Below are 25,393 nucleotides of genomic sequence, written 5' to 3' on the forward strand. Positions count from 1 at the left end.
GGCGAGGGAGTGATCACGGTGGGACGGCGTGGTGCCAGGCGGGAAGCGGAACGAGCGGCGGCCCTGGCCGCCGACCAACTGCTGCGGGCCGGGACGATACTGCGGCGCACCGAGACCACTCCCGACCTGCGGGCGGTCTTCCGCACCGACCAGGGCGTCAACGACGCTCCCTACCGGGAGCGCTGGGCCCACGACAAGGTCGTCCGCTCCACCCACGGAGTCAACTGCACCGGTTCGTGCTCGTGGAAGGTGTACGTCAAGGACGGCCTGATCACCTGGGAGACCCAGGAGACCGACTACCCGTCGACGGGCCCCGACCGGCCCGAGTACGAGCCGCGCGGCTGCCCGCGCGGCTCGTCCTTCTCCTGGTACACGTACTCGCCCACGCGCGTGCGCCACCCGCACGTGCGGGGCGTGCTGCTGGAGATGTACCGCGAGGCCCGCGACCGGCTCGGCGATCCCGTGGCCGCGTGGGCCGAGGTCACCACGGACCCCGCCAAGCGGCGCCGGTACCAGTCCGCGCGGGGCAAGGGCGGCCTGGTGCGCCTCGGCTGGGAGGAGGCCCTGGAGATCGCCGCCGCCGCGCACGTGCACACCATCGCCGCGCACGGACCGGACCGGGTGGCCGGCTTCTCGCCCATCCCGGCGATGTCGATGGCCTCGCACGCGGTCGGCGCCCGCTTCATGTCCCTGATCGGCGCGCCGATGCTCACCTTCTACGACTGGTACGCCGACCTGCCGATCGCCTCGCCGCAGGTGTTCGGCGACCAGACCGACGTACCCGAGTCCGGGGACTGGTGGGACGCCGCCTACCTGATGCTGTGGGGCTCGAACGTCCCGGTGACGCGGACGCCCGACGCGCACTGGATGGCCGAGGCCCGCTACCGCGGCCAGAAGGTCGTCGTCGTCTCGCCCGACTACGCGGACGCCACCAAGTTCGCCGACGAGTGGCTGCACCCGCACCCCGGCACCGACGGCGCCCTGGCCATGGCCATGGGCCATGTGATCCTCACCGAGTGCTTCGTACGGCGCCGCGTGCCGTACTTCGCCGACTACGTCCGCCGCTTCACCGACCTGCCCTTCCTGGTCGAGGTCGAGGAGCGGGACGGCGCCTGCGTGCCGGGCAGGTTCGTCACCGCGGCCCTGCTCGAACCCGGCGGGGACGACGAGTACGCCGCCTGGAAACCGGTGCTGTTCGACACCGGCTCCGGGCGCCCGGTCGTCCCGAACGGCACCCTCGGCGACCGCTGGTCCAAGGACGGCGAAGGCCGCTGGAACCTCGACCTGGGGGACGTCGAACCGCAGCTCACCCTGTACCGGCCGGGCGGCGACGCCGTTCCCGTCCGGCTGCCCCGCTTCGACGGCGGGCCACCCGTGACACGCGGGGTGCCGGTGCGGGAACTGAACGGACGCCGGGTCACCACGGTGTTCGACCTGCTGCTCGCCCAGTACGGGGTCGGCCGCGCCGGGCTGCCGGGGGAGTGGGCCGAGGGCTACCACGACGCCGACCGGCCGGGCACACCCGCCTGGCAGGAGGCGATCACCTCCGTGCCGGCCGGCGCCGTGGTGCGGCTCGCCCGGGAGTTCGCCGAGACCGCCGAGAAGACACGCGGCCGCTGCATGATCGTCATGGGGGCCGGCACCAACCACTGGTTCCACTCCGACACCATCTACCGCTCCTTCCTCACCCTGTTGCTGCTTACCGGCTGCCAGGGCGTCAACGGCGGCGGCTGGGCGCACTACGTCGGCCAGGAGAAGGTCCGCCCCTACGCCGGCTGGCAGCAACTGCAGTCCGCCGCCGACTGGGTGCGCCCCTCCCGGCAGATGGCCGGGACGCCGTACTGGTACCTGCACACCGACCAGTGGCGCTATGACCCGCACACCGCCGACGCGCTCGCCTCGCCCACGGGAAAGGGCCTGTTCGCCGGGCGGCACACCGCCGACCTGGTGGCCCAGTCCATGCGGCTCGGCTGGATGCCCTCGGCGCCCACCTTCTCCGCCAACCCGCTCGACCTCGGCCGGGCGGTGCACACCAGCGGGCACGATCCCGACGAGTGGGTCGCCGCCCGACTGGCCGCGGGAAAGCTGTCGTTCGCCTGCGAGGACCCCGACGCCCCCGCCAACTGGCCCCGCGTGCTCACCGTGTGGCGGGCCAACCTGATCGGCTCGTCCGCCAAGGGGAACGAGTTCTTCCTGCGCCATCTGCTCGGCGCGAGCGACAACGCGCACGCCGAACAGGCCCCGCCCGAGGCCCGGCCGCGCGACCTCGCCTGGCACGAGGAGGCACCGCGCGGCAAGCTCGACCTGCTGCTCGCACTCGACTTCCGGATGACGGCGACGACCCTCATGGCCGACCTGGTGCTGCCCGCCGCCACCTGGTACGAGAAGCACGACCTGTCCAGCACCGACATGCACCCCTACGTGCACGCGTTCTCCCCTGCGATCAACCCGCCCTGGCAGGCCCGCACCGACTTCGAGATCTTCCACGCGCTGGCCGCGAAGTTCAGCGAACTGGCCGCCGGGCGGCTCGGCACCGCCCACGACCTGGTGGCGACCCCGCACCAGCACGACACCCCCGGCGAGACGGCGCAGCCCGGCGGCACGGTGTCGGACTGGCGTACGGACGGGACGCCGGTCCCGGGCCGCAACCTCCCGCACTTCAGCCTGGTAGAACGCGACTACACGGCCGTCGCCGCGCAACTCGCCGCCTTCGGCCCGCTGGCCGAGGAGCACGGGATCACGGTGAAGGGCGTCACCGTGCGGCCCGCGCCCGAGGGCCGCTGGCTGGCCGCCCGCTGCGGGACCGCCGGCTCCGGGCCGGCCCGCGGACGACCCCTGCTGGACACCGACGTGAAGCTGTGCGAAGCCATCCTCGCCCTGTCCGGCACGACCAACGGACGCCTCGCCGCGGAGGGGTTCGCGCGGCTCGCCGAGCGCTGCGGGCCGGGCAGCGGCTTCGACGCCCTCGCCGAGTCCGCCCGCGAACGCCGGGTCGTCTTCGCCGACACCCAGGACCGGCCGGTGCAGGTCGGCACGAGCTACGAGTGGTCCGGCAAGGAGGCCCCCGACCGGCGCTACGCCCCGTTCACCGTCAACACCGAGCACCGCAAGCCGTGGCACACCCTCACCGGCCGCCAGCACTTCTACCTGGACCACGACTGGATGGCCGAGCTGGGTGAGCAACTGCCCGTCTACCGGCCGCCCCTGGACCTCAGCCCCTGGGCCGCCGCCGGCGAGCGAGAGGTCGACGTCCGCTACCTCACCCCGCACTCGAAGTGGTCGATCCACTCCGAGTACCAGGAGAACCTGCTGATGCAGACCCTGGCCCGGGGCGGCCCGGTGATCTGGATGAGCGTGGCCGACGCCGAGGCCATCGGGGCGGCCGACAACGACTGGGTGGAGGCGGTCAACCCCAACGGGGTCGTCGTCGCCCGTGCCGTCGTCTCCCACCGCATGCCGGCCGGCACGGTGTTCATGTACCACGTGCAGGAGCGCCTGGTGAACGTGCCCCGCAGCGAGAGCACCGGCCGGCGCGGCGGTGTCCACAACGCACTCACCCGCATCCTGCTCAAACCCACCCACCTCATCGGCGGCTACGCCCAGCTGTCGTTCGCCCCCAACTACTACGGACCCACCGGGAACCAGCGCGACGCACGCACCGTGATCCGCCGCCGCGCCCAGGAGGTGCAGTACTGACATGCGCGTCATGAGCCAGGTGGCCATGGTGATGAACCTCGACAAGTGCATCGGCTGCCACACCTGTTCCGTCACCTGCAAACAGACCTGGACCAACCGGCCGGGCACCGAGTACGTCTGGTTCAACAACGTCGAGACCCGCCCCGGCCAGGGCTACCCCCGGGGGTATGAGGACCAGGAGAAGTGGAAGGGCGGCTGGCGGCTGGGTGCCCGCGGCGGCCTCGTCCCGCGCACCGGGGGCCGCGCCCGCCGGCTGGCGCGCCTCTTCGCCAACCCCGAACTGCCCACGCTGCAGGACTACTACGAGCCCTGGACGTACGACTACGAGAACCTCATCGCCGCCCCGCTCGGCGACGACCTGCCCACCGCCCGGCCCCGCTCCCTGATCGACGGCCGCCCCACCGCCGTCACCTGGGGCCCCAACTGGGACGACGACCTCGGCGGCGGCCCCGAGCACCTCGCCGGCGACCCCGTGCTGCGCGCGATGGGCGAACAGGTCCGCCTGGAGTACGAGCAGGCGTTCATGTTCTATCTGCCGCGCATCTGCGAGCACTGCCTCAACCCGTCCTGCGTGGCGGTCTGCCCGTCCGGAGCGATGTACAAGCGGATCGAGGACGGCATCGTCCTGGTGGACCAGGACCGCTGCCGGGGCTGGCGGATGTGCGTGAGCGGATGCCCGTACAAGAAGGTGTACTTCAACCACGCCACCGGCAAGGCCGAGAAGTGCACCTTCTGCTACCCGCGCATCGAGGCGGGCGAGCCGACCGTCTGCTCGGAGACCTGCGTCGGGCGGCTGCGCTACCTCGGTGTGATGCTCTACGACGCCGACAAGGTGGGCGAGGCCGCCAGCGTGCCGGACGAACGCGACCTGTACGAGGCGCAGTTGGGCTGCTTCCTCGACCCGTACGACCCGGAGGTCGTCCGCGCCGCCGAGGAGTCCGGCATCCCGCACGACTGGATCACGGCGGCCCGCCGCTCCCCGGTCCGGGACCTCATCACGACCTACCGCATCGCGCTGCCGCTGCACCCGGAGTACCGCACCATGCCGATGGTCTGGTACGTGCCCCCGCTGTCCCCGGTCGTCGAGGCCCTCACCCGCGAAGGCCACGACGGCGAGCACCCGGCGGCGCTGTTCGGCGCGATCGACACCCTGCGCATCCCGCTGGCCTACCTGGCCGGCCTGTTCACGGCCGGCGACACCGCGCCCGTCGAGGCCGCGCTGTGCCGGCTGGCGGCGATGCGCGTCCACATGCGCCGGATCAACCTGGGCGAGGCACGCGACCCGGGCGTCGCCGCCGCCGTCGGCATGGACGAGTCCGGCCTGGAGGCCATGTACCGGCTGCTGGCGGTCGCCAAGTACGAGGACCGCTACGTCGTCCCCACCACCTACGTCGCCGGCGCCGACCCGGACGGCCGGGCCGGCGCCGGATGCAGCCTGGAGCACGACGGCGGCCCCGGCATGTACGGCCCGGACACACCGGAGGCCTTCCACGCCCCGCCGGCCCCGGAGGCCGCGGGCACCGGCGCGGACGGAGGTCTGCGCGGCCGGGTCAACCTGCTCAACTGGAACGGGCGGGGCCGGCCCCGAGGACTCTTCCCCGCCCGGAAGGCCGAGCCGCGGTGAGCCTGCACCGGGCCGTCCACCAGGCCGCCTCCCTGCTCCTGCACTACCCCGACGACACCTGGCCGGACCGGCGCGCGCGGGTCGCCGAGGCGCTGGCCGTCCTGCCCGGCCCCGAGACCGGTCTGCTGCTGCGCTTCTGCCGCCGCACCGCCGACGTCCCCCTGCTCGAACTCGCCGCCCGCTATGTGACCACGTTCGACCGCAGCCGCCGCCGGACCCTGCACCTGACCCACTACACCGACGGCGACACCCGTCGCCGCGGCGCGTCGCTCGCCGCGCTCAAGGCCCGCTACCGCCGGCACGGCTGGGAGCCGGCCGACGGCGAACTGCCCGACCACCTGCCCGCCCTGCTGGAGTTCGCGGCGCGCTGCCCGGACGCCGGCCGGGCGGCACTCCTCGACCACCGCGGCGCCCTGGACCTCCTCGCCCGCGGCCTCACCGCGCACGGCAGCCCCTACGCCGACGTCGTCGACGCGGTGCGGGCCACCCTCCCGGCCGCCCTCCCCGTCGTGCCGCCGCCCCCCGCACCCCCGCAGGACAACCCCGGCCCGGTCCCGTACCCCCTGCTGCACGCGCCGGCCGACGAAGGAGCCCGCCGCTGATGAACCACCTGGAGATCGCCCTGTGGGGCGTGTTGCCCTATCTCGCGCTGGCCACCATGGTCATGGGCACCGCCTGGCGCTACCGCTACGACCGCTTCGGCTTCACCACCCGCTCCAGCCAGCTCCACGAGTCCCGGCTGCTGGGCATCGGCGCGCCGCTCTTCCACTACGCGCTGTTCCTCGTCATCGGCGGCCACGTCATGGGCCTGCTCGTCCCCGAGGCCCTCACCCGGTGGCTCGGGGTGAGTGAGGAGCAGTACCACGCGGTGGCCCTGACCATGGGCGGCACCGCGGGCGTCGCGGCCGTCGCCGGTCTCGCGCTGCTGCTGTACCGCCGGTTCAGCGTCCCCGCCGTGCGCCGCGCGACCAGCCGCGACGACCGGGTGACCTATCCGCTGCTGACCCTCGTCCTGCTCGCCGGACTCACCGCGACCGCGTCCTCGGTGACCAACCCCTACGACTACCGGCTCGGCGTCGCGGTCTGGTTCCGCAGCCTGTTCACCCTCGACCCGAACGTGCCGGCCATGGCCCACGCACCGCTCGTCTACCAGCTGCACGCCCTGCTCGCCCTGGCCCTGTTCACGCTGTGGCCGTTCAGCCGTCTCGTCCACGCCTTCGCGGTGCCGGTCGGCTACGCCGGCCGGCCCTATGTCGTCTACCGCTCCCGCGGCCGGGTCGCCGGCCCCGGGTCACGGCGGACGGCCAGGCGCGACACCGCCGGCGGACCCGTGCCGCGCTGACGCGCCCCGGCACCGGGGCCGCCGGCGGGACGCGAGCCGCTGGGCCCTTTCTTTCGGCTCCTGCCGGCGAAGGAAAGGACCTAGTTCCGTACCGTCTTGCCGGCCGGCTTCCCGCAGAACGCCGATTCCAGGGTGCCGGCCAGCGTGTCGAGCACCTTGCCGTTGTTCGACGTGTTGACCACGGCGGTGAGGCTGCGCCCGCCGTCCTTCGTGGCGAACGCGTACGTGTAGTACCCCTGCACCGCCCCGGTGTGCCCGTACACCGACACCCCGCACGTCAGGTCGCGCCGCCGCAGTCCGAGCCCGTACGCGGTCGTGGCGTTCACCTTGGTGAACCGCTCCATCTCCGCCAGCCGCGCCGCGGACATCAGCTTCCCCTGGAGCAGCGCGCTGTAGAAGACGTCGAGGTCGTGCGCGCTGGAGATGATCGCCCCCGCGCTCTGCGCCCAGGACACGGTCTGCGCGGTCGCGTCGACCAGCGGCGCGCCCGCCGTGTCCGGGGTCAGGTACCCGCGGGTGTACCGACCCGGGATCGCGGTGTCCGGGTGGACGTAGAACGTGTCGGCCAGCTTCAGCGGCCCGATGATGCGGTCCTGGTACGCCGTCTTCACCGGCTGCCCGGTGAGCTTCTCGATGAGCATCCCGGCGACGACGAAGTTGGTGTTGGAGTACGAGTAGGCGGCGCCCGGCGCGTTGGTGCGCGGCTTCTTCAGGGAGAGGGCGACCAGCTCGCGGTAGGTGAAGACCTTCTCGCGGACCGCCTCGAAGCCGGAGACGCTGCTGGCGAACATGTCGTTCGTGTAGTCGTACAGCCCGCTGCGGTGGCTCAGCACCTGGCGCACGGTGATCCGGTCGTCGGGCAGCAGGCCCGGCAGATAGCGGTTGACCGGCGCGTCGAGATCGAGCCGGTGCTCGTCGGCGAGCTGGAGCAGCACGACGGTGGAGAAGGTCTTGGTGACGCTGCCGATCCGGAACCGGTCGTCGGTGCTGATGGGCCGCCCGGTGGCACGGTCGGCGACGCCGTCGGTCAGCCGGTACGTCGTGCCGTGGTCGTCGATCCGGGCCAGCGCCCCCGGCGCGCCCTGGGCCACCGCCGAGCGCAGCACCGCCGCCAGGCCCGCGGTGTCCGGCGCCTGCAGCGTGGCGGCCGCCGGGGTGGCAGGGCCCCCGGTCGCCGCCCGCGCCGGGACCGCGAACAGCGACAGCGCGACCGCTCCGAGAACCGCTCCCCGTCCCACCGTTGCTGAGACCATCCCGTACTCACTCCCGTCGTCCGGTTTCTGATGCGACATCGGTCACATCTCGCCCTGGGAACCTAGGGGATGTGGCAGACGTCTCCACAGCCGACACACAGTTGGTCATCTCGCGATCACTCTGCGGCGCCCATTCGTAAAGGATTGCCCTAGAAGTTCGCGAAATGGATCATTCCATCTTTACGTGCCCATGACTGATCAGCAAGGGTGACCACCCGGGGCCGGACCGGCCCCCGTGGCGCCAACGGTGCCATGCCTCAAGGCGGTTGGTCACCCCGGCCGCCTTCGAACGAAGGAACCCTGATCAGATTGCGTAGACCGCACATACGCACCGTGGCGGTCGCCGTCGCGGTGGCGACGGCTGCCACGGGCCTGGCCGGTACGGCTTTCGCGGGTCCCGCCACGGGGGTGGAGCGGTCCGCCGCCTCCGCCACGAGCGCCACGGCGGTGGTGGAGGCGGCGCGCACCGCGGCCTTCGCGCACGCCTCGGCGACCGGCGTGTCGAAGGGTGACGCACTGCACGCGCAGGACGTCATGATCGACCCCGAGGGTGCCCGGCACGTCCGCTTCGTCCGCACCCACAACGACCTGCCGGTGCTCGGTGGCGACCTCGTCGTCCACCTCGACCGCAAGCTCGGCTACACGGGCGTGACCCGTGCCGCCGGCCACGCCGTCAAGCCGGCCGCCAAGGCCAGGCTGACCGCGGACCAGGCCGCCGCCAAGGCCGCCCAGGCCGCCAAGGGCGACGCCGGCAGCGTCCAGCTCGTGGTCGACGCCCGCGACGGCGCCTCCGCGCTGGCCTACCAGGTCACCGTGACCGACAAGGACGACGCCCACACGGTCGTCGTCGACGCGGTCACGGGCAAGGTGCGCAGCAACACCCCGACCCGGGACGAGTTCCTTTCGCCGAAGCTGCTCGGCGCCCTGCGTCAGCGCGGCGAGAGCGCCGACCCGGCCACCGGTGCCGGCTCCGCCTCCACCCCGTCCGGCCTCGTCGGCTCGGCCGCCACCGGTGCCGCGCACTACCCGTCGGCCGCCAAGGGCACCGGCAAGACCCTCTTCGTGGGCAGCGTCGGTCTGACCACCACGCAGACCTCGCGCGGCCACTACCAGCTCAAGGACCCGAACCGGTACGGCACCGAGGTGCGGGACGCCAAGGGCTCGTACACGGAGAAGTTCAGCGCCGGTTCGAAGCTGACCAACACCACGAACGTGTGGGGCAACGGCAAGACCACCAGCCGGGTCAGCGCCGCCGCCGACGCCCAGTACGGCATCACGAAGACGCTCGACTTCTACAAGAGCGCCTTCGGCCGCAAGGGCATCGCGAACAACAGCAAGCCCGCGCAGGGCATGGTCCACTGGGGCAAGAAGGTCGCCAACGCCTTCTGGGACCCGGACTGCAACTGCATGCTGTACGGCGACGGCGACGGCGACATGTTCAAGAAGCCGCTCGTCGTCCTCGACGTCACCGGTCACGAGCTGACCCACGGCGTGGTCGAGGCGACCGCCAACCTGCAGCCGACCTTCGTCGACTCCCAGGGCAACCAGTACGGCGAGCCCGGCGCGCTGAACGAGTCCCTCGCGGACATCTTCGGCTCGAACGTCGAGTTCTACGCCAAGAACAGCAAGGACACCCCGGACTACCTGATCGGCGAGAAGCTGGGCCTCGCGCAGAAGTTCCTGCGCCGCCTGGACCACCCCTCGCTCGACAAGCTCGAGGGCACCATCGACTACTGGTCGCCGGCCGCCTACGACACCGAGGTGCACGCCGGTTCCGGTGTCTCGTCGCACGCCTACTACCTCCTCGCCGAGGGCAGCGGCAAGAAGACGATCAACGGCGTGAACTACAACTCGCCGACGTACCACAGCATCGCGGTCAAGGGCATCGGCCGCACCAAGGCGACCGCCATCTACTACCGGGCGCTCACCCGCTACATGGTCTCCACGACCGACTTCCACCAGGCGCGCCTCGCGACCCTGAAGGCGGCCAAGGACCTGTACGGCGCGAACAGCACCGAGTACAAGACGGTCGACAAGTCGTGGGCCGCGGTCAACGTCACCGTCGCCAACACGCCGAGCGCCCACCACTGACGGACGCCGGAACACCCCCGCACCACCGGATGCCCCGCCCCGCGCGGGGCATCCGCACGTCCGGACGGAGTGCGTGCGCGGCGGGACCCGGCGCGGAGAGCCGCCCGCGCCACCCGCCGTGGTCTCAACGCAGCGTGCGCGCCCAGTCGGCCGGTACCCGGCCCGCCGGACCCGGCACCGGCTGGTCGGCGGGATGCGCGGCCGGGGGAGCGAGTTCGGGTCCAGAGGGGTACGACTCCTGCGTGGCGTAGTTCCAGAACCAGCCCTCGCCCGGCTCGAAGCTGCGGATCACCGGGTGCCCGGTGGCCCGGTAGTGGGCGGTGGCGTGCTTCGCCGGGGAGTCGTCGCAGCAGCCGACATGCCCGCACCGCGCGCACCTGCGCAGGTGGAACCACCAGCCGCCCGCCTCCTCGCACTCCGCACAGCCCGTGCCGCTGGGCGGTACGCCGGGGTCGATGCCCTCGATCCCCTCGATGTCGGTCATGCCGTCTCCTCGTCGGGTGTCGGGGCGGTCAGGGGCAGCAGCACCTGGAAGCGGGTGTCGCCCGGTACGGACTCGACCCGCAGGGTGCCGTGGTGCTTGTTGACGACGATCCGCCAGGAGATGTCCAGGCCGAGCCCGGTGCCCTCGCCGACCGGTTTGGTGGTGAAGAACGGGTCGAAGATCCGGTCCCTGATCTCCGGCGGCACACCGGGCCCGGTGTCCCGGAACTCCACCAGCAGCCGCTCGTGGTCCAGAGCCGTCCGCACGGTCAGCGTGCCCTGGCTGCCGGCGCTCTTCATGGCGGAGACGGCGTTGTCGACGAGGTTGGTCCACACCTGGTTCAGCTCCGCCGGGTAGGCGGGCACCGGCGGGAGAGTGCGGTCGTACTCCTTGACGACCTCGATGTCCGGACCGGTCTTCGCGGAGAGCATCAGCAGCGTGCTGTCGAGGAGTTCGTGCACGTCGACCACCCGGTACGGGGCCCGGTCCAGCTGGGAGTACTGCTTGGCCGCGTCGACCAGGTGCGAGATGCGGGTGGTGGAGTCCTCGATCTCGTTCATCAACAGCTCGGTCTCGACGGTGTAGCTGAGCCAGCCGATCGCGTTCGGCAGGATCTCCTCGCCCACCGCCGCCGCGACCTGCTCCAGCCAGTCCACGTCGAGCCCCGCCTGCACGAACGTGGGCGCCACCTGCCAGCCGTGCTCGAAGCCGTGGTCCTCCAGCCAGTCGCCGAGCGCGTCCTCCCGGTCGCTGGCCTCCAGCGGGCTGAGCACCGGGGCCTTCCCCACCCGCTCGGCGGTGCGCTCCTGGATCTCCACCAGGCTCGCCAGGCAGTCGCGGGAGAACGGCCCCCCGGCGATCAGGCCCAGCTTGTGCCGCATCTTCGCGACCCGCTCCCGCAGGGTCGCCGTGGCCCGCACCGCCGCGGCCGCGGGATTGTTCAGCTCGTGCGTGAGCCCCGCCGACAACGAGCCGAGCGCAAGCAGCCGTTCCCGCTGCCCGATCATCGCCTGGGTGTTCTTCGCCCCGAAGAACAGGCCCTCCAGCAGGTGCACGGCCATCGGGAACCACTCGCGCATCACGTCCGCGAACAGGTCCGCCGGGAGCACGAAGAACCGCGTCGGCTCGGTGACCCGCATGGAGTTGTTGTAGACCTGCCGCACCCGCTCGCCGAGGTACGCCTGCATCGCGCCCGCGTACACGCCGGGCTGCGAGGTCCGGGTGACCTCCACGTCGTCGCCGCCGACCCGGCGGGACAGCACGACCGTGCCCTCGATCATCACGAAGAAGCAGGTGGCCGGGTCGCCCTCGGTGTACACCGGGCCGGGCTGGAACAACTCCACCCGGCCCTGGGCGCACAGCCGGCCCAGCTGCTCGGCGCTGAGCTTCTCGAAGAGGAACAGCGAGCCGATCTCCCGCGGGCTGCACGCCACGACCTGCCCGCTCACGACTGCTCCAGATACCGGTGGACGAGCATCACGGCCATGGCTCCCTCTCCGACGGCGGACGCGACACGCTTGGCGGACTCGGCGCGCGCGTCACCCGCGACGAACACGCCGGGAATGCTGGTCTCCAGGTGGTACGGCGGCCGGTCCAGCTCCCAGCCGGCCGGCGGCAGCCCGTCGGCGGTCAGGTCGGGCCCGGCCAGGATGAAGCCGCGCGCGTCGCGCAGCACCGTGTCGCCCAGCCAGTCGGTCAGCGGGGCGGCACCGATGAACACGAACATCCACTGGGCGTCGACCTGTTCGGTCTGACCGGTCACCGTGTCCCGCAGCGTCAGCCGCTCCAGGTGGCCGGCACCGTGGGCCCGGTCGACGACCGTGTGGCAGCGCAGCGAGATGTTCGGGGCCTCGCCGATCTGCTGGATGAGGTAGTGCGACATGGACGCCGACAGGTCCGGGCCGCGCACCAGCAGCGTCACCGACTTCGCGCCCCGGGACAGGTACATCGCCGCCTGGCCCGCCGAGTTGGCGCCGCCGACGATGTACACGTCCTGCCCCTGGCAGGAGGCGGCCTCGGTGAGCGCCGAGCCGTAGAACACCCCGCAGCCGGTCAGGTCGGTGCAGCCGGCGGCCTCCAACTGCCGGTACTGCACCCCGGTCGCCAGGATCACGCTGTGCGCGGCGACCGCCGAGCCGTCCGAGAAACGTACGACCCGGGCGGCACCGTTGACCTCCAGACCCGTCACCTCGCGGGCGGTCAGGATCTCCGCGCCGAACCTGGCCGCCTGCCGGCGCGCCCGGTCGGTGAGCTGGGCGCCGGAGACCCCGTCGGGGAAGCCGAGGTAGTTCTCGATCCGGGAGCTCTGCCCGGCCTGTCCGCCGGTCGCCGATCGCTCCACCAGCACGGTCCGCAGGCCCTCGGAGGCGCCGTACACGGCCGCGCCCAGCCCGGCCGGCCCGCCGCCGATCACGACGAGGTCGTAGAAGTCGGCCGTCGGTGTCGTCGCCAGGCCGACCCGCGCGGCCAGCTCCGGGGCCTCCGGCTCGACCAGGACCGTGCAGTCCGGGGTGATCACCAGCGGCAGCCGCTGCCCGTCCTGCCCGGCCGCCGCCAGCAGCCGCCGCCCCTCCGGCTCCTCCACCGAGTACCAGCGGTACGGCACCTGGTTGCGGGCCAGGAACTCGCGCACGTCCGACGAGCGCGCCGACCAGCGGTGCCCCACGACCTTGGTGCTGGGCACCGGCTTGTAGGCGCTGTGCCGCCACGCCTCCAGCAGGTCGTCCAGGACCGGGTAGAGCTTCTCCTCCGGCGGGTCCCAGGGCTTGAGCAGGTAGTGGTCCAGGTCGACCACGTTGATCGCGTCGATCGCCGCGCTGGTGTCCGCGTACGCGGTCAGCAGCACCCGGCGCGCCCCCGGGTACACGTCGAGGGCCTGCTCCAGGAACTCGATGCCGTTCATCTGCGGCATCCGGTAGTCGGCGAGGATCACCGCCACCAGGTCCCCGCGCAGCTTCAGCTCGCGCAGCGCCTCCAGTGCGGACTCGCCCGACTCCGCGCGCACGATCCGGTACGACTCGCCGTAGCGCCGCCTGAGGTCGCGGGCGACGGCACGGGAGACCCCCGGGTCGTCGTCCACGGTCAGGATGACGGTCCGCGCGGTCTCGGCGGCCTGTGCCATACGTCTCCCCACCCGGTGTCGTATCCCCCGGCCGGTTGTCGTGGAGACCACCGACCCGGTACCAGGCCATCGTAGGGTCGGCCACCCGGGTCGCGCCTGCCCGGCGGCCCGCTGGAGAGATCATCGTCAGGACCGTGTGCGCCGGTGCCCGGCAGCGGGCACCGGTGTCCCTGTGGACACGACGACGAGGAGATCACGGATGACACGCCCGATCACGGCAGGGGTGGACGGCACCGAGGAGAGTCTGGCCGCGCTGGACTGGGCGGCCCGGGAGGCCGTACGCCGGGGCCTGCCGCTGCGCGTGGTGCACGCCTGGCGGTACGCCGAGGCGCTGGCCACCGCCGACCGGGACACCCAGCGCGGGTGGGTGTCGCAGGGGGTGGACGAGGCCGTGCGGGCCGTCTGCGGCCGGCATCCGGGGCTGACGGTGACCACCGACGTGGTCGAGGGCGGCGCCGCGCACGCGCTGGCCGAGGCGGCGGCCGGCGCCGAGACGCTGGTGCTCGGCTCGCGCGGGCACGGACCCGTCGTCGGGTTCCTGCTGGGCTCGGTCGGCCAGCAGGTGATCGCGGAGGCGACCCGGCCCGTGGTCCTGGTCCGGGCCGGGGACCAGCCCACGGCGGAGGCGGCCGGCCGAGACGTCGTGGTCGGCCAGCACGGCGGGCCCGAGGACAGCGCGGCGGCGCTGCGGTTCGCCTTCGAGACGGCGGCGGCCCGCGGCGCGGCCGTCACCGCCGTCCGCGCCTGGACCCTGCCGCCGGTCTTCGCCTACAGCCCCGGATCGCTGAAGCTGCTCGACGACGCGGGCGGCCTCGAACCGTACGAGAGGCAGGCGCTGGGCGAGGCCCTCCAGCCCTGGCGCGAGCGGTTCCCGGAGGTGTCCGTCGCCGAGCACGTGGAGATGGGCAGCGCCGGACAGGTGCTGCTGTCGCTGGCCGGCCGGGCCCAGCTGATGGTCGTCGGGCGCCGCGCCCGCCGTACCGCGGTCGGTGCCCGGATCGGCTCCGTGGCGCACGGGGTGCTGCACCACGCCGAGTGCCCGGTGGCCGTCGTCCCGCACGAGTGAGCTACCCGGGAGTGGTCGGCTCCAGGGTGGTCCGCGCCTTCGGCAGCACGTGGTCGATGTAGTCCGCCACGGCGGTGTCGAGGCCTATGTCGTGCTGCGCGCGCTCGGACAGGTACCAGCGGTGTTCGAGGAGTTCGTGGTAGATCTCGGCCGGATCCATGGAGCCGCGCAGCTCCGGGGGCACCGCCCGCACGGTCGGCCGGAACACGTCCCGCACCCAGCGGTGGGCGAGCACCTCGGGGCGGGCGGCGAGGGGGTCGCCGGGCGCGTGGTCGTCCTGGGTGGCCATCCAGCTCTCCAGGTCGTTCAGCAGCCGCCGCGCCTGGTTCTCCTCGGCGTCCAGCCCGGTCAGCCGCAGCAGTTGGCGCTGGTGGTGGCCGGCGTCGACGACCTTCGGCACGAAGGTGACCGTGTCGCCGTTCGAGGAGTGCTCGATCTGCATCTCGGCGACGTCGAAGCCCATGTCGTTCAGGCGGCGGATCCGGCGCTCGATGTAGTGGTACTTGCCCGCCGGGTACACCGAGGTGCGGGTCAGCTCCTGCCACAGACCCTGGTAGCGGGTGCAGATCTCGTGGCCGAACGCGACGGGGTCGACGGACGGGTGCAGCGCGCCGGACGCCTCCAGGTCCAGCAGCTCGCCGCTGATGTTGACGCGGGCCAGGTCCAGGTCGTAGTCCCGCTGCCCGGGGCTGAGCCGCGGGTGCAGGTCGCCGGTCTCGGCGTCGACCAGATAGGCCGCGTAGGCGCCCGCGTCCCGCCGGAACAGGGTGTTGGACAGCGAGCAGTCGCCCCAGGCGAAACCGGCCAGGTGCAGGCGGACCAGCAGCACGGCGAGGGCGTCCATCAGCCGGTGCATGGTCGCCGGGCGCATGGTCGTCTCGAACATCGACCGGTACGGCATCGAGCCGCGCAGGTGCCGCGTGACCAGCACCGGCTCCAGGGGGGCACCGGACCGGCCGGTGCGGCCGGTGACCACGGCGAGCGGGTCGACGGCGGGGATCCCGAGCCGGTCCAGGTCGCGCAGCAGCTCGTACTCGCGCAGCGCCGGCCGCTCGGCCAGCTCCTTGACGGCGATCACCTCGTCCCCGGCGCGCGCGTAGCGCACCACGTGCCGGGAGATGCCGCGGGGGAGCGGCACGAGGTACTCCTCGGGCCACTCCTCCAGCGGGGTGTCCCAGGGCAGGGCGAGCAGCAGCGCGGGGTGCTCCGGGTTCGTGGCGTTGATCTGCAAGGCCATGGCACGAACCCTACGGCCCCGCGTACCTGTTCGAGGAGCCCGTACGGCCCCGGCGCCCTGTCGGGAACCCGCAGGCGCCGGGAGCGGCCCGATCCGGAGGAAAGGACCTAGGAGGCCAGCTCCCGGGCCCGTTCCGCCGCGGCCCGCACCGAGCCGCGGTGGACCGGGCCGTGTCCGGGCAGCAGGGTGTCGCCGTCGAGCGCGCCGATCACGTCGAGGGAGGCCACGACCCGGGCCCGCTCGTGGTGGAAGAAGTCGGGCAGGATCTGCGGGCCCTTGACGCGCGAGGTCGCGTGCCCGCTGACCAGGGCGTCGCCGGAGATGACGAGGCCGGCGTCGGGGAGGTGGTAGACGCAGTGGCCGTCGGTGTGGCCGGGGGTGTGCACGGGCACGGGACGGCCGGGCAGGTCCAGCGGCCCCTCGTTCGGGAACGGTTCGGGCGCGGTGACCGGGTTGTGCCGGGTGCCGCCCACCTGGATGGCGTGCCGCGCCCAGGAGGCGACGCCGGGCCGCCAGGCGTTGCGCACCACGTCCCCCAGGGTGGCCTGCTGGAGGAAGTCCCTGCGGGCGTGGGGCACTTCGGCCGGGTGCAGATAGACGGGGGTGCCGTGGGCGGCGCGCAGGTACTCGGCCGAGCCCAGGTGGTCGTTGTGCGCGTGGGTGATCAGCACGGCGGCGACCGCCTCCGGTGAACCGCCCACCTCGGCGAGGGATTCCAGGACCCCCTGGCGGTCTCCCGGATAGCCGGTGTCCACCAGGGTGACGGCGTCCCCGTCCTTCAGGATCACCCAGTTGACGTGGTTGCCGTGCACCAGGTAGATGCCGTCGGCGACTTGGTGTACCTCTGCCCGCATGTTCTCTCCGAGCCCGTGTGCGGCTGCTGGTCGAAGGCCAGCCAACCAGATCCGCCGCGGCCCCGTGCAAGGGGCCCGCCCGGTCAGCGCACGCCGTGCGGCCGGAACTGGATGCTGATGCGCGGGCCGGTGGCCCGGCTGCTCTTCGGGACGCAGTGCTCCCAGGTGCGCTGGCAGGAGCCGCCCATCACGATGAGGTCGCCGTGGCCGAGGGGCCGGCGCAGGGTGCCGCCGCCGCCTCCGCCGGCCGGGCGCAGCAGCAGGTCGCGGGGGGTGCCGACGGAGAGGATCGCGACCATGGTGTCCGCGTGGGCGCCCCGCCCGGTCCGGTCCCCGTGCCAGGCCACACTGTCCCGGCCGTCGCGGTAGAAGCAGAGCCCCGCGGTGGTGAACGGTTCGCCCAGCTCCTCGGCGTAGTGCCGGGAGAGGGCGGCGCGTGCCTCGTCCAGGACCGGGTGGGGGAGCGGGTCCTCGGGGCCGTAGAAGGCGAGCAGGCGCGGTACGGCCACCACGTTGTCGTACATCCTGCGCTGCTCCGCGCGCCACGGCACGCGGGCCGCCAGCTGCTCGAACAGCGCGTCGGCCCCGCTCAGCCAGCCGGGCAGCACGTCGATCCAGGCGCCGGCGCTCAGCCCGGTCCGGCGCAGCCCGTCGAGCGGGCCGAGCCGCAGCTCGTCGGTCTGGTCGAACAGGGAGCCCTGGAGATGCGTGGACATGGGGCCAGCGTACTCCTTAATCGAAAGTACGTTCCCATTCGATCAAGGGACGCCCGGGCCCTTTCGATACATCGGTGTATCGGATACATTCATGCATCGAAACGGGGGCGACAGGAACGACGAGGGGCCGGACACGCCGATGGACGACACACCGAAACGCGTCACCCGGCGCCGGGCCCACACCCGGGCCCGGTTGCTCGACGCCGCGTTCGCCGTGTTCGCGGCCAAGGGCTTCGGGCGGGTCTCCATCGAGGAGGTCTGCGAGGCCGCCGGGTTCAGCCGGGGCGCCTTCTACTCGAACTTCGCCACCCTGGACGAGCTGTTCTTCGCCCTCTACCAGGACCGCGCCGACCTCATCGCCGCCCAGGTCGCCGACGCGCTGGCCCAGGACGGGCCCGACCTCGACGTGCCCGCCGCCGTCGACCGGGTCACCGAGGTGCTGCTGCTCGACGTCGACTGGCTGCTGGTCAAGACCGACTTCCTGGTGCACGCCGCCCGTGACCGGGCGGTCGCCCGGGCCCTCCTCGACCACCGCGCCCGGCTCCGGCAGGCCATCGCCGACCGGCTCGCGCGGGCCCGGGGCCACACCGCACTGCCCGCCGCGCTCGGCGACACCGACGGCGCCGCCCACGCGGTCGTCGCGGCCTACGACGGCGTGACCACCCAGCTGCTGCTGGACCGGGACGTCGACGCGGCCCGCCGCTGGCTCGGCCGGCTGCTCACCGCACTGCTCACCGAGAGCAGCGGCACCCCCGCATGAGCCGCACACGGAAGGACACGGACACCATGGCCGCCAAGGACGCGGACGTCATCGTCGTCGGAGCGGGCCTCGCCGGCCTGGTCGCGGCACACGAACTCACCAGCCGGGGCCGCCGGGTCGCCCTCGTCGACCAGGAGAACGCCGCCAACCTCGGCGGCCAGGCGTTCTGGTCCTTCGGCGGGCTCTTCCTCGTGGACTCGCCCGAGCAGCGCCGCCTGGGCATCAAGGACTCCCTCGCCCTCGCCTGGAACGACTGGCAGGGCAGCGCGGGCTTCGACCGGCTCGCCGACGAGGACTCCTGGGCGGTCCGCTGGGCCCGCGCCTACGTCGAGTTCGCGGCCGGCGAGAAGCGCTCCTGGCTCAAGGGTCACGGCATCGAACTGCTGCCCACCGTCGGCTGGGCCGAGCGCGGCGACCTGCGCGCCGACGGACACGGCAACTCCGTACCCCGCTTCCACATCGCCTGGGGCACCGGCACCGGAGTGGTCGAGCCCTTCGTGCGCTACGCCCGGCAGGCCGCCCGGGACGGACTGCTCACCTTCCACCACCGCCACCGGGTGGACGAACTGGTCGTCGAGGACGGCACGGCACGCGGTGTACGCGGCACCGTCCTCGCCCCCGACGACTCCCCGCGCGGTGTCGCCTCCCACCGCGACCGCGTCGGCGACTTCGCCCTCACCGCCCAGGCCGTCATCGTCACCAGCGGCGGCATCGGCGCCGACCACGACATCGTCCGCCGCTACTGGCCCGAGCGGCTCGGCACGCCCCCCGCCCGGATGGTCACCGGCGTCCCGGCCTACGTCGACGGCCGCATGCTCGACATCAGCGCCGAGGCCGGTGTCCGGCTCGTCAACCGCGACCGCATGTGGCACTACACCGAGGGCCTGCAGAACTGGGACCCGATATGGCCCGGCCACGGCATCCGCATCCTGCCCGGCCCCTCGTCCATCTGGCTCGACGCCCTCGGCCGCCGGCTGCCCGACCCCTGCCTGCCCGGCTACGACACCCTCGGCACGCTCAAGTACCTGCGCACCACTGAGGACATCGCCGGCCACGACCACTCCTGGTTCATCCTCAACCGGAAGGTCATCGAGAAGGAGTTCGCCCTCTCCGGCTCCGAGCAGAACCCCGACATCACCGCCAAGGACCGCAAGGCCGTGCTGCGAGACCGGCTCCTCGGCAAGGGCGCGCCCGCCCCCGTCCAGGCCTTCCTCGACCGGGGCGCCGACTTCGTCACCGCCCGCAGCCTGGAGCAGCTGGTCGACAAGATGAACGCCCTCACCGCCGAGCCGCTGCTCGACCCGGCCGGGGTGCGCCGCCAGATAGAGGCCCGCGACCTCCAGATCGACAACCCCTACAGCAAGGACGCCCAGATCCAGGGCATCCGCAACGCCCGCCGCTACATCGGCGACCGGCTCGGAAGGGTCGCCACCCCGCACCGCCTCCTCGACCCCGCCGCGGGCCCCCTCATCGGCGTCCGGCTGCACGTGCTGACCCGCAAGACCCTCGGCGGCATCCAGACCGACCTCGACTCCCGCGCCCTCGGCACCGACGGCACCCCCGTCGAGGGGCTGTACGCGGCCGGCGAGGTCGCCGGGTTCGGCGGCGGCGGTGTGCACGGCTACAACGCCCTGGAGGGCACCTTCCTCGGCGGCTGCCTCTTCTCCGGCCGCGCCGCCGGCCGGCACGCGGCCCTGCACACCGGCTGACCTCAGCCCCTCAACAGCTCCGCCAGGACGTGCGCGTGGCTCTCCTGCGGCTTCCTGGACGCCGTCAGGAGGGTCACCCGGCCCTTGCGGGCCGCCTTCCTGAGCCGGTCCAGCAGTTCGGCGGCCCCCGGGGCGCCCAGCTCCTCCTCGTACCGGCTGCGGAACTCCTCGTAGGAGCCGCCGCCGTGGTACCACGTGCGCAGTTCGGTGGACGGGGTCAGGTCCTTCGGCCACTCGTCCACCCGCGCCTCGTCCTTGGCGAGGCCGCGCGGCCACAGCCGGTCGACCAGCACGCGCAGGCCGTCGTCGGGCTCGGGCGGTTCGTAGATCCGGCGCACGCGCACGCTCACGGTCGGGGCCCCTCTCGGGTCGCGGACGGTGCCGCGAGCGTACTGCGCCACCTCCCGCCCACGCGGCGGCGACGCGGCACGACTTGACCGGATCAAGGGGGAATCCGGGCCCGCCCGGCGCCTAGTCTGACGGCCAGTCGATCATCGGCCACCCCTCCGAGGAGCGCACGTGACGCCACCGCGCAGACAGCCCGCCCGCCGCCGTACCGCCGTTCTCGCCACCGTCCCCGTGGCCGTGGCCGCCCTCCTCGGCGCCGCCGCACCCACGGCGCCCGGCACCGGGTCGCCCGGTGCGGGCGACCCGTACTTCCCGCTCAGCGGCAACGGCGGCTACGACGTCCGCCACTACGACCTGACCCTCGGTTACGACACCGGCTCCCACCGCCTGGACGGCACAGCGGTCCTCACCGCACGCGCCACCCGGAACCTCACCCGGTTCGACCTCGACCTGTCGGGCCTGAAGGTCACCGCCGTCACCGTCGACCGCGCCGGGGCGGCCTTCCGCCGCGACGGCCAGGAACTCGTCGTCACCCCGCGCCACGCCCTGCGCCGGGGGCACGCGTTCCGCGTCACGGTCGCCTACCACGGCACCCCGAAGCCGGTCACCGACCCCGACGGCTCCGCGGACGGCTGGATCCCCACCGACGACGGCGCGTTCGTCGCGGGCGAACCGCAGGGCGCGATGACCTGGTTCCCGGCCAACGGCCACCCCAGGGACAAGGCGTCGTACGACATCACCCTCACCGTGCCGAAGGGCCGCACCGCCGTCTCCAACGGCGTCCTGCTCGGACAGCGCACCGCCCACGGCAGGACCACCTTCCACTGGCGCCAGAGCCGGCCCATGGCCGCCTACCTGGCCACCGCCACCATCGGCACCTTCCGGGTCGAGCGGTACACCACCCGCGACGGCATCCAGGTCTACAACGCCGTCGACCCCCGCGAGGCGCGCGCCGCCGCGCCCGTCCTGAAGAAGCTGCCCGCCGTACTCGCCTGGGAGAGCAAGCTGTTCGGGCCGTACCCGTACCGGGCCGCCGGCTCGATCGTCGACCACGCCCCGGACATCGGCTACGCCCTGGAGACCCAGACCCGGCCGCTCTACGACTCCGCCCCCGACCTCGACACCCTCGTCCACGAGAGCGCCCACCAGTGGTTCGGCGACTCCGTCACCCTCACCGCCTGGAAGGACATCTGGCTCAACGAGGGCTTCGCCACCTACGCCGAGTGGCTCTACACCGAGCAGCACGGCGGCCGCAGCGCCCAGCGCACCTTCGACGCCCTGTACGCCCGGCCCGCGAAAGACGGCCTGTGGGCCTACCCGCCCGGCGACCCCGGCAGCGGCGCCCGCATCTTCGGCACGCCCGTCTACGCCCGCGGCGCCATGGCCCTGCACGAACTCCGCCGGGCCGTCGGCGACCGGGACTTCTTCCGCATCCTGCGCGCCTGGGCCACCGGGCACCGCGGCGGGCACGGAACCACGGCACAGTTCGTCAGGCTTGCCGAGAAGACCTCGGGGAAGCAGCTCGAAAGGCTGTTCCACACCTGGCTGTACACGTCGGGCAAGCCGGACCGGCCCTGAACACCGGCCTGTTCGACACCGGACGGCGCCGGACCTGACCAGTTCCAAACAACCGTCCACCACGATCGGATCATGATCCAACGCAGAACCGCCGTCGCCCTCCTCGCCTCCCCGCTGCTGCTCTCCGGCTGCGGCGGCGGAGCCGAGGCGACCGAGCGCCAGGCCCCGGCCCGCGGTCCGGCGCCGGCGCCCACCCCCGAGACCTCCACACGGCCCGAACCGAAGGGCATACCCGGGCTCGGGCCGCTGCGGACCGCGGCGATACCCGAGCGCTGCGAACAGGCCGTCGTCGTCACCGGGCGGGGCCGCAACTCCCCGCTGTGCACGGTGGTCCTGCACCAGCGCACCGACACCGGCTGGCGGGCCGGCCCCACCTGGGCCGCCCACAACGCGCGACGCGGCTGGAGCGACCACCACATGCTCGGCGACCTGCGCTCCCCGCTCGGCGTCTACACCCTTTCCGACGCCGGCGGCCTGCTCCCGGACCCGGGCAGCAAACTGCCCTACCACCGCTCCGGCGGCTTCCACTCGCCCGGCACCGGCTTCGAGGGCGAGCCGCTGGAAGGCTCCTTCGACTACGTCATCGCCATCGACTACAACCGCAGGCCCGGCACCTCCCCGCTGGACTGGACCCGCCCCCTCGGCCCGCGGCGCGGCGGGGGAGTGTGGCTGCACGTCGACCACGGCGGACCCACCCACGGCTGCGTCAGCGTCGCCAAGGCGCACATGAAGGAGCTGCTGCGCACCCTCGACCCCGGCCGGCATCCGGTCGTCGTGATGGGCGACGCCGACTGGCTCGCGCACTGAGCGGCTCAGGTCCTTTCCTGCCGATCAGGTCGGCAGGAACCGGAAGAGAGAGCCTAGGATCCGAACTCGTGTGCGCACATGTACTGGTCGCCGAGGACGACGAGAAGCAGGCCGAACTGATCCGCCGCTCGCTGCTGGCCGAGGGCCACACGGCCACGGTGGTGCACGACGGCGCGGCGGCCCTGGACACCGCCCGCAGGCTGCGGCCCGACCTCGTCGTCCTGGACCTGATGCTCCCCGTCCTCGACGGCTTCGGCGTGTGCCGGGTGCTGCGCGCCGACGCCGAGCGGCCGGACATCCCGGTGGTGATGCTCACCGCCCGCTCCGGCGAGGACGACCTGCTGCTCGGCCTCGACGTCGGCGCCGACGACTACCTGACCAAGCCGTACAGCCCGCGCGAGCTGATGGCCCGTATCCGTACGGTCCTCAGACGCGCCGGACGGGGCGTCGGCGCCCGGGGCGAGGACCCCGTCGTACGGGCCGCCGGGATCAGCGTGGACCCGGTACGGCACGAGGTGCGCTGCGACGGCGCACCGGTGGAGTGCACACCGGCCGAGTTCGAGATCCTGCTGGCCATGGCGGGCGAGCCGGAGCGGGTGTTCACCCGGCGCCAGCTGTTGCAGTGCACCCGAGGCCTCGACCGGGCCTCCACCGAGCGGGCCGTCGACGTGCACATCATGAACCTGCGCCGCAAGATCGAGCCCGACCCGCGGCGCCCGGTCCGCCTGCTGACCGTCTTCGGCGTCGGCTACAAACTGGCTGGCGCCCGACCGTGAACCGCCGACGGCCCGGGGCCGACCGCGCGCGGGACGGGCAAGCCGCCGGGCAGCGCGACGCGGCGGCCGGCCGACGGGCGGCCGGCGGACGGCAAATCCCGCTGCGCAAGCGGCTGGTCGTCCGGCTGCTGATCGTCTCCGCGCTGATCGCCGTCTGCTCGGTGACGGCGACGGCCTGGCTCGCGGTGACCACCACCACCAGCGCCCTGAAGGAGGAGCAGGGCCAGGACCTCGCCGCCGACAACCGCATCCTCGCCCGGCTCAGCGGCTACGCCGCCACCCACGCCGACTGGCGGGACGTCCGGGACACCCTGCGGGAGCTGGCCGCCCGCACCGGGCGTCGTATCGCGCTCACCACCGCCGACCGCACCCTGGTCGCCGATTCCGCGCCCCGCGGCACCCCGCTGCCGCCCCGGCCCGCCGCCACCGTCGACCCGCTGCGCACCGACACCTACACCGAGTCCGGTGCCCAGCTGAGCGGCATCGACCCGCGCGTGGTCGGCCCCTACCGGCTCCCGGCGAAGGAACGCGCCCGGCTGGACGCCCTCGCCGCCAAGCGCAAGCGGTGCTACGAGCGCTACGGCGTGCAGGCCACCATCACCCGGACCGCGAGCGGCCGGCCGGTGGTCGGCACCGCGGACGGCGCCGGACCGGCCGACCCCGGCGCCACGGTGTGCGAGGACGGACGGCTCAACACACCCACCCCGACCGAGCAGAAGGCCCTGGACGCGCTGTCCGACCTGGCCCTGCCCTGCCTGCACCGGGCCGGCGTGCACCTCGGACCGCTGCTCCTCGCCTACGACCCCGGCGCCAGGGACCCCCTCGACGGCGGCTACCCGCTCACCAAGGAGGCCAGGCCCGGCACCGGTGAGAGCGCGCGGACCGCCCAGCGGTGCCTCGCGACCGCCCGCCGCACCCAGCTGGAACCCTATGTGGCCCCGGTGGCCGAGCTGTTCCTCGGCATCGGCGACCAGAACCCGACCCGCTTCGACATGTCACCGGCCAACAAGGCCAAGGTGGTCGGCGTGGCCGGGCTCGTCCTCGCCGTCACCGTGGCGGTGACCGCCGTCGTCGCCGTCCGGCTGGCACGGCCGCTGCGCGCACTCACCCTGGCCGCGCAGCAACCGCCCGAACTGCACGTACGGGTGCCGGTGACCACCCGTGACGAGACGGGCATCCTCGCCGAGGCGTTCAACGGCCTGACCGAGCGGCGCGAACGCCTGGAGGCGCAGCGCAAGGCCATGGTCAGCGACATCGCGCACGAGCTGCGCAGCCCGCTCACCAACATCCGGGGCTGGCTGGAGGTCGTCCGGGACGGTGTCGTCGGCCCCGACCCGGCGCTGCTGGACTCGCTGCACGAGGAGGCCCTGGTCCTCCAGCGGATCATCGACGACCTGCAGGACCTCGCCGCGGCCGACGCCGGCACCCTGCGCCTGCACCGCGAGCCGCTGCACGCCGGAGACCTGCTCGACCAGGTCGCCGCCGCCCACCGGGTCGCCGCCGACGCGGCCGGGGTCGCCCTGCGCACCGGGACCGACGGCGCCGCCTGGCTGGACGCCGACCCGGTGCGGATGCGCCAGGCCCTCGGGAACCTGGTCTCCAACGCGCTGCGGCACACCCCCGCCGGCGGCACCGTGACGCTCGCCGCCCGCCGGGACGGCCCCGACGTCGTGCTCACCGTGACCGACACCGGCGCGGGCATCGCGCCCGAGGACCTGCCGCACGTCTTCGAGCGGTTCTGGCGCGCCGAGAAGTCCCGCAGCCGCCGCACCGGAGGCAGCGGGCTCGGCCTGCCGATCGTCCGCCACCTGGTCGCCGCCCACGGCGGTACGGCGCGGGCGGCGAGCGAGCCGGGGAGGGGCGCGGTGTTCACCCTTCGGCTGCCGGCCGCGTCGCCGCCCGGTGACGAGCCCTGAGAGGGCGAGAGCGGA

At 73.2% G+C, this 25,393-nt stretch carries 20 protein-coding genes; 12 read left to right on the plus strand and 8 right to left on the minus strand.

Annotation, left to right across the window (positions count from 1 at the left end; genetic code table 11):
- Positions 1–18 precede the first annotated feature (18 nt).
- From ACZ3ZD_RS09040 to narI, 4 genes are read left to right on the plus strand one after another with little or no spacing between them, the layout of a single operon-like run.
- Positions 19–3,696 carry a nitrate reductase subunit alpha gene (locus ACZ3ZD_RS09040; RefSeq protein WP_467395093.1) on the plus strand — a complete coding sequence of 1,226 codons (3,678 nt, stop codon included), beginning with the start codon at positions 19–21 and terminating at the stop codon, positions 3,694–3,696.
- A gap of 1 nt (position 3,697) precedes the next feature.
- Positions 3,698–5,320 (plus strand): nitrate reductase subunit beta, encoded by a 1,623-nt coding sequence (narH, locus tag ACZ3ZD_RS09045; RefSeq protein ID WP_467395094.1) that lies wholly within the window; start codon positions 3,698–3,700, stop codon positions 5,318–5,320.
- Entirely contained in the window at positions 5,317–5,922 is a 606-nt protein-coding gene (narJ, locus tag ACZ3ZD_RS09050) for a nitrate reductase molybdenum cofactor assembly chaperone (protein WP_467395095.1), read from the plus strand. The genes narH and narJ overlap by 4 nt, the downstream gene beginning before the upstream one ends.
- Complete coding sequence (narI, locus tag ACZ3ZD_RS09055) at positions 5,922–6,662, plus strand: respiratory nitrate reductase subunit gamma (protein ID WP_467395096.1); 741 nt, start codon at positions 5,922–5,924, stop codon at positions 6,660–6,662. The genes narJ and narI overlap by 1 nt, the downstream gene beginning before the upstream one ends.
- Positions 6,663–6,742: 80 nt before the next feature.
- On the opposite strand, the gene ACZ3ZD_RS09060 is transcribed toward narI, so the two are convergent.
- Positions 6,743–7,915, minus strand: coding sequence for a serine hydrolase domain-containing protein (locus ACZ3ZD_RS09060; protein WP_467395097.1), 1,173 nt, complete (start codon positions 7,913–7,915; stop codon positions 6,743–6,745).
- Between the two features lie 333 nt (positions 7,916–8,248).
- Between ACZ3ZD_RS09060 and ACZ3ZD_RS09065 the strand changes: the two genes are divergently transcribed.
- Entirely contained in the window at positions 8,249–10,006 is a 1,758-nt protein-coding gene (locus ACZ3ZD_RS09065; RefSeq protein WP_467395098.1) for a M4 family metallopeptidase, read from the plus strand.
- Positions 10,007–10,130: 124 nt separating this feature from the next.
- On the opposite strand, the gene ACZ3ZD_RS09070 is transcribed toward ACZ3ZD_RS09065, so the two are convergent.
- From ACZ3ZD_RS09070 to ACZ3ZD_RS09080, 3 genes are read right to left on the minus strand one after another with little or no spacing between them, the layout of a single operon-like run.
- Positions 10,131–10,490, minus strand: coding sequence for a UBP-type zinc finger domain-containing protein (locus ACZ3ZD_RS09070; protein WP_467395099.1), 360 nt, complete (start codon positions 10,488–10,490; stop codon positions 10,131–10,133).
- Positions 10,487–11,938 carry an ATP-binding protein gene (locus tag ACZ3ZD_RS09075; protein WP_467395100.1) on the minus strand — a complete coding sequence of 484 codons (1,452 nt, stop codon included), beginning with the start codon at positions 11,936–11,938 and terminating at the stop codon, positions 10,487–10,489. The genes ACZ3ZD_RS09070 and ACZ3ZD_RS09075 overlap by 4 nt, the downstream gene beginning before the upstream one ends.
- Positions 11,935–13,611: an NAD(P)/FAD-dependent oxidoreductase gene (locus ACZ3ZD_RS09080; protein WP_467395101.1), complete on the minus strand. Its 1,677-nt coding sequence runs from the start codon at positions 13,609–13,611 to the stop codon at positions 11,935–11,937. The genes ACZ3ZD_RS09075 and ACZ3ZD_RS09080 overlap by 4 nt, the downstream gene beginning before the upstream one ends.
- Before the next feature lie 199 nt (positions 13,612–13,810).
- Here ACZ3ZD_RS09080 and ACZ3ZD_RS09085 point away from each other — a divergent pair, with 199 nt between their 5' ends.
- The gene (locus tag ACZ3ZD_RS09085) at positions 13,811–14,677 is read left to right on the plus strand and encodes a universal stress protein (RefSeq protein WP_467395102.1); all 867 of its coding nucleotides are present in this window, start codon (positions 13,811–13,813) and stop codon (positions 14,675–14,677) included.
- 1 nt (position 14,678) lies between these two features.
- Here ACZ3ZD_RS09085 and ACZ3ZD_RS09090 read toward each other — a convergent pair whose 3' ends face one another.
- The 3 genes from ACZ3ZD_RS09090 to ACZ3ZD_RS09100 form a co-directional block, all read right to left on the minus strand.
- On the minus strand, positions 14,679–15,914 hold the full coding sequence (locus ACZ3ZD_RS09090; RefSeq protein WP_467395103.1) for a DUF4032 domain-containing protein: 1,236 nt from the start codon (positions 15,912–15,914) through the stop codon (positions 14,679–14,681).
- Positions 15,915–16,021: 107 nt separating this feature from the next.
- The gene (locus ACZ3ZD_RS09095) at positions 16,022–16,768 is read right to left on the minus strand and encodes an MBL fold metallo-hydrolase (RefSeq protein WP_467395104.1); all 747 of its coding nucleotides are present in this window, start codon (positions 16,766–16,768) and stop codon (positions 16,022–16,024) included.
- 83 nt (positions 16,769–16,851) lie between these two features.
- Entirely contained in the window at positions 16,852–17,484 is a 633-nt protein-coding gene (locus ACZ3ZD_RS09100; protein WP_467395105.1) for an alpha-ketoglutarate-dependent dioxygenase AlkB, read from the minus strand.
- Between the two features lie 139 nt (positions 17,485–17,623).
- Here ACZ3ZD_RS09100 and ACZ3ZD_RS09105 point away from each other — a divergent pair, with 139 nt between their 5' ends.
- Positions 17,624–18,244, plus strand: coding sequence for a TetR/AcrR family transcriptional regulator (locus tag ACZ3ZD_RS09105; protein WP_467395325.1), 621 nt, complete (start codon positions 17,624–17,626; stop codon positions 18,242–18,244).
- Positions 18,241–19,953, plus strand: a complete 1,713-nt coding sequence (locus ACZ3ZD_RS09110; RefSeq protein ID WP_467395106.1) for an FAD-binding dehydrogenase — start codon at positions 18,241–18,243, stop codon at positions 19,951–19,953. Before ACZ3ZD_RS09105 ends, ACZ3ZD_RS09110 begins: the two co-directional genes overlap by 4 nt.
- 2 nt (positions 19,954–19,955) lie before the next feature.
- Here the strand turns inward: ACZ3ZD_RS09110 and ACZ3ZD_RS09115 are convergent, their stop codons facing one another.
- Entirely contained in the window at positions 19,956–20,303 is a 348-nt protein-coding gene (locus tag ACZ3ZD_RS09115; protein ID WP_467395107.1) for a DUF488 domain-containing protein, read from the minus strand.
- 169 nt (positions 20,304–20,472) lie between these two features.
- Between ACZ3ZD_RS09115 and ACZ3ZD_RS09120 the strand changes: the two genes are divergently transcribed.
- The 4 genes from ACZ3ZD_RS09120 to ACZ3ZD_RS09135 all read left to right on the plus strand — a co-directional run bounded on the left by ACZ3ZD_RS09120 (position 20,473) and on the right by ACZ3ZD_RS09135 (position 25,378).
- A complete protein-coding gene (locus ACZ3ZD_RS09120; protein ID WP_467395108.1) occupies positions 20,473–21,879 on the plus strand; it encodes a M1 family metallopeptidase in 1,407 nt (468 codons plus the stop codon).
- A 72-nt stretch (positions 21,880–21,951) separates the two neighbouring features.
- Positions 21,952–22,686, plus strand: coding sequence for a L,D-transpeptidase family protein (locus tag ACZ3ZD_RS09125; RefSeq protein ID WP_467395109.1), 735 nt, complete (start codon positions 21,952–21,954; stop codon positions 22,684–22,686).
- A gap of 68 nt (positions 22,687–22,754) precedes the next feature.
- Entirely contained in the window at positions 22,755–23,462 is a 708-nt protein-coding gene (locus tag ACZ3ZD_RS09130) for a response regulator transcription factor (RefSeq protein ID WP_467395110.1), read from the plus strand.
- A 95-nt stretch (positions 23,463–23,557) separates the two neighbouring features.
- The gene (locus ACZ3ZD_RS09135) at positions 23,558–25,378 is read left to right on the plus strand and encodes a sensor histidine kinase (RefSeq protein ID WP_467395326.1); all 1,821 of its coding nucleotides are present in this window, start codon (positions 23,558–23,560) and stop codon (positions 25,376–25,378) included.
- The last annotated feature ends 15 nt before the right edge of the window (positions 25,379–25,393 follow it).

The organism is Streptomyces sp. NPDC023481 (genome assembly GCF_055560195.1).

Excerpts from the sequence above, each read along its gene's own strand:
- ACZ3ZD_RS09125 (WP_467395109.1), top strand. The coding sequence starts at position 21,952 with ATGATCCAACGCAGAACCGCCGTCGCCCTCCTCGCCTCCCCGCTGCTG.
- ACZ3ZD_RS09100 (WP_467395105.1), bottom strand. The coding sequence starts at position 17,484 with ATGTCCACGCATCTCCAGGGCTCCCTGTTCGACCAGACCGACGAGCTG.
- ACZ3ZD_RS09095 (WP_467395104.1), bottom strand. The coding sequence starts at position 16,768 with ATGCGGGCAGAGGTACACCAAGTCGCCGACGGCATCTACCTGGTGCAC.
- ACZ3ZD_RS09090 (WP_467395103.1), bottom strand. The coding sequence starts at position 15,914 with ATGGCCTTGCAGATCAACGCCACGAACCCGGAGCACCCCGCGCTGCTG.
- ACZ3ZD_RS09070 (WP_467395099.1), bottom strand. The coding sequence starts at position 10,490 with ATGACCGACATCGAGGGGATCGAGGGCATCGACCCCGGCGTACCGCCC.
- ACZ3ZD_RS09105 (WP_467395325.1), top strand. The coding sequence starts at position 17,624 with ATGGACGACACACCGAAACGCGTCACCCGGCGCCGGGCCCACACCCGG.
- narH (WP_467395094.1), top strand. The coding sequence starts at position 3,698 with ATGCGCGTCATGAGCCAGGTGGCCATGGTGATGAACCTCGACAAGTGC.
- ACZ3ZD_RS09060 (WP_467395097.1), bottom strand. The coding sequence starts at position 7,915 with ATGGTCTCAGCAACGGTGGGACGGGGAGCGGTTCTCGGAGCGGTCGCG.
- ACZ3ZD_RS09110 (WP_467395106.1), top strand. The coding sequence starts at position 18,241 with ATGAGCCGCACACGGAAGGACACGGACACCATGGCCGCCAAGGACGCG.
- narI (WP_467395096.1), top strand. The coding sequence starts at position 5,922 with ATGAACCACCTGGAGATCGCCCTGTGGGGCGTGTTGCCCTATCTCGCG.
- ACZ3ZD_RS09080 (WP_467395101.1), bottom strand. The coding sequence starts at position 13,611 with ATGGCACAGGCCGCCGAGACCGCGCGGACCGTCATCCTGACCGTGGAC.
- ACZ3ZD_RS09085 (WP_467395102.1), top strand. The coding sequence starts at position 13,811 with ATGACACGCCCGATCACGGCAGGGGTGGACGGCACCGAGGAGAGTCTG.